The sequence below is a fragment of the Streptococcus pseudopneumoniae genome, from assembly GCF_001072315.1.
Classification (GTDB): Bacteria; Bacillota; Bacilli; order Lactobacillales; family Streptococcaceae; genus Streptococcus; species Streptococcus pseudopneumoniae_R.
Genome location: NZ_JVLI01000068.1, coordinates 1 through 2,599 on the forward strand (window position 1 = coordinate 1; position 2,599 = coordinate 2,599).

Genomic DNA, 2,599 nt, shown 5'->3' on the forward strand with positions numbered 1-2,599 from the left:
GGCAAAGGTCTCTACTTCTATGAAGTGGACTTGGCAGGTACTCAAGGCAAATCAGATAAAGAGTTACTTGACCTCTTGAAACAAAACGGCACTCAAAGTTATAAAGCCACTATCAAGGTATACGGTGCCAAAGATGGCAAGGCAGACTTGAGCAATCTTGTAGCGACTAAGAATTTGACAGTAAACTTGAATGGACATCAGTCTCTTACTCAGATTCAATCAGGCTTCGTCCCATCTTCTAATGGTTCAGCTATGCCGGCTCCAATGATGAATAGTCATCAAGATGCGTCTAAGATGAACGCTCAAATGCCTAGTGCCAATCAAGATGAGATGAAATCTAAAATGCCAGCTACTAGTCAGGATAAGATGATGCCTAGCAAAGAGCAGGACAAAACCATGAATGCTAGCCAGCCTATGGCAACACCAAGCATGAAACAAGATCAAGCTCCAGCACCCTCAAGCAAAGCGTCTGATGAAGGCAAGATGGCATCTACTAACAAGGTGTCAACTCCAATGATGGCTGCTCAAATGAAAGACCAAAAAGACATGCTTCCATATACTGGTGAAGCCCAAACATCAATGGCTACTCTTGGATTCTTTGGACTCGCCTTAGCAGGACTGTTAGGTGGTCTCGGTTTGAAAGCTAAAAAAGAGGAAAATGACTAGTCTAGCTACAGACTTTCTATCTAGGATTTGAAAAATCCAGATATCGATTAGAATGTTCGTAAAGAGATTAAAATAGTGTTATACTATTGTGGTATAGCACTGTTTTTTTCAAAGGAGAGACAGATGGGAAAGACAATTTTACTCGTTGACGACGAGGTAGAAATCACAGATATTCATCAACGTTATCTGGTTCAGGCAGGATATCAGGTTTTGGTGGCCCATGATGGAGTAGAGGCCTTAGAAATCTTCAAGCGAAAACCAATTGATTTGATTATTACAGATATCATGATGCCTCGGATGGATGGTTATGACTTGATTAGTGAGGTCCAGTATCAATCTCCAGATCAGCCTTTTCTCTTTATCACGGCTAAGACCAGTGAGCAGGATAAGATTTATGGCCTGAGCTTAGGGGCAGATGATTTTATTGCCAAGCCCTTTAGTCCACGTGAGCTGGTTTTGCGTGTCCACAATATCTTACGTCGCCTTCACCGTGGAGGTGAGACAGAGGTCGTCAGTCTCGGGGACTTACGGATGAATCACGGTAGCCATGAGGTCCAAGTTGGAGATGTGGCGCTTGATTTGACCGTCAAATCCTTCGAACTTCTATGGCTTTTAGTTAGTAATCCAGAACGGGTTTTCTCTAAGACAGACCTCTATGAAAAGGTCTGGCAAGAAGACTATGTGGATGATACCAATACCTTGAATGTTCATATTCATGCTCTTCGACAGGAGTTGGCTAAACATGCTAGCGCAGAAACGCCTACTATAAAAACTGTCTGGGGTTTGGGCTACAAAATTGAGAAAGCACGAGGTAGTTAATGAAATTAAAAAGTTATATTTTAGTGGGGTATATCATTTCAACACTCCTAACGATTATCGTGGTTTTTTGGGCTGTTCAAAAAATGCTGATTGAGAAAAGCGAGATTTACTTTCTGCTTGGAATGACCATCGTTGCCAGCCTTGTCGGTGCTGGGATTAGTCTCTTTCTTTTATCACCGGTATTTACGTCATTGGGCAAACTCAAGGAACATGCCAAGCGGGTAGCGGACAAGGATTTTCCTTCAAATCTGGAGGTTCAAGGCCCTGTAGAATTTCAACAATTAGGCCAAGCTTTCAATGAAATGTCCCATGATTTGCAGGCCACCTTTGATTCCTTGGAAGAAAGCGAACGAGAAAAGGGCTTGATGATTGCTCAACTTTCGCATGATATCAAGACCCCCATCACTTCAATCCAAGCGACGGTAGAAGGGATTTTGGACGGGGTTATCAAGGAAGGAGAACAGGACCATTATCTAGCAACCATTGGGCGTCAGACGGAAAGACTCAATAAACTGGTTGAAGAGTTGAATTTTTTGACCCTAAACACAGCTAGAAATCAGGTGGAAACGACCAGCAAAGACAGTATTTTTCTGGACCAGCTCTTGATTGAGTGCATGAGTGAATTTCAGTTCTTGATTGAGCAGGAAGAGCGAGATGTCCATTTGCAGGTAATCCCAGAGTCTGCCCGGATTGAAGGAGATTATGCCAAGCTTTCTCGTATCTTGGTGAATCTGGTCAATAACGCTTTTAAATACTCTGCTCCAGGAACCAAGCTGGAAGTGGTGGCTAAGCTGGAAAATAGCCGTCTTTCAATCAGTGTGACCGATGAAGGGCAGGGCATTGCCCCAGAGGATTTGGAGAATATTTTCAAACGCCTTTATCGTGTAGAAACTTCGCGTAACATGAAAACAGGTGGTCATGGCTTAGGACTTGCGATTGCGCGTGAATTGGCCCATCAATTGGGTGGGGAAATCACAGTCAGCAGCCAGTACGGCTTAGGAAGCACCTTTACCCTCCTTCTCAATCTCTCTGGTAGTGAAAATAAAGCTTAGTAAGTGTCTAGTGTTTTGAGGTAAATAGAAAATATTGAGTTAACGGAAAATTCCGTTAGCTC

Annotated in this window: 3 protein-coding genes; all 3 read left to right on the forward strand. The window is 43.1% G+C overall.

Annotated features, from left to right (window positions below):
• Positions 1 to 666 (forward strand): SSURE domain-containing protein (locus ADH54_RS12370; RefSeq protein WP_049523999.1); only part of this gene is annotated, 666 nt, incomplete at its 5' end.
• Between the two features lie 123 nt (positions 667 to 789).
• On the forward strand, positions 790 to 1,485 hold the full coding sequence (locus ADH54_RS03085) for a response regulator transcription factor (RefSeq protein WP_049524000.1): 696 nt from the start codon (positions 790 to 792) through the stop codon (positions 1,483 to 1,485).
• The gene (locus ADH54_RS03090) at positions 1,485 to 2,537 is read left to right on the forward strand and encodes a HAMP domain-containing sensor histidine kinase (protein WP_049524001.1); all 1,053 of its coding nucleotides are present in this window, start codon (positions 1,485 to 1,487) and stop codon (positions 2,535 to 2,537) included. The genes ADH54_RS03085 and ADH54_RS03090 overlap by 1 nt, the downstream gene beginning before the upstream one ends.
• Positions 2,538 to 2,599 lie beyond the last annotated feature (62 nt).

Bases quoted from the DNA above. Each gene is read 5' to 3' on its own strand.
- ADH54_RS03085 (WP_049524000.1), top strand. From the start codon at position 790: ATGGGAAAGACAATTTTACTCGTTGACGACGAGGTAGAAATCACAGAT.
- ADH54_RS03090 (WP_049524001.1), top strand. From the start codon at position 1,485: ATGAAATTAAAAAGTTATATTTTAGTGGGGTATATCATTTCAACACTC.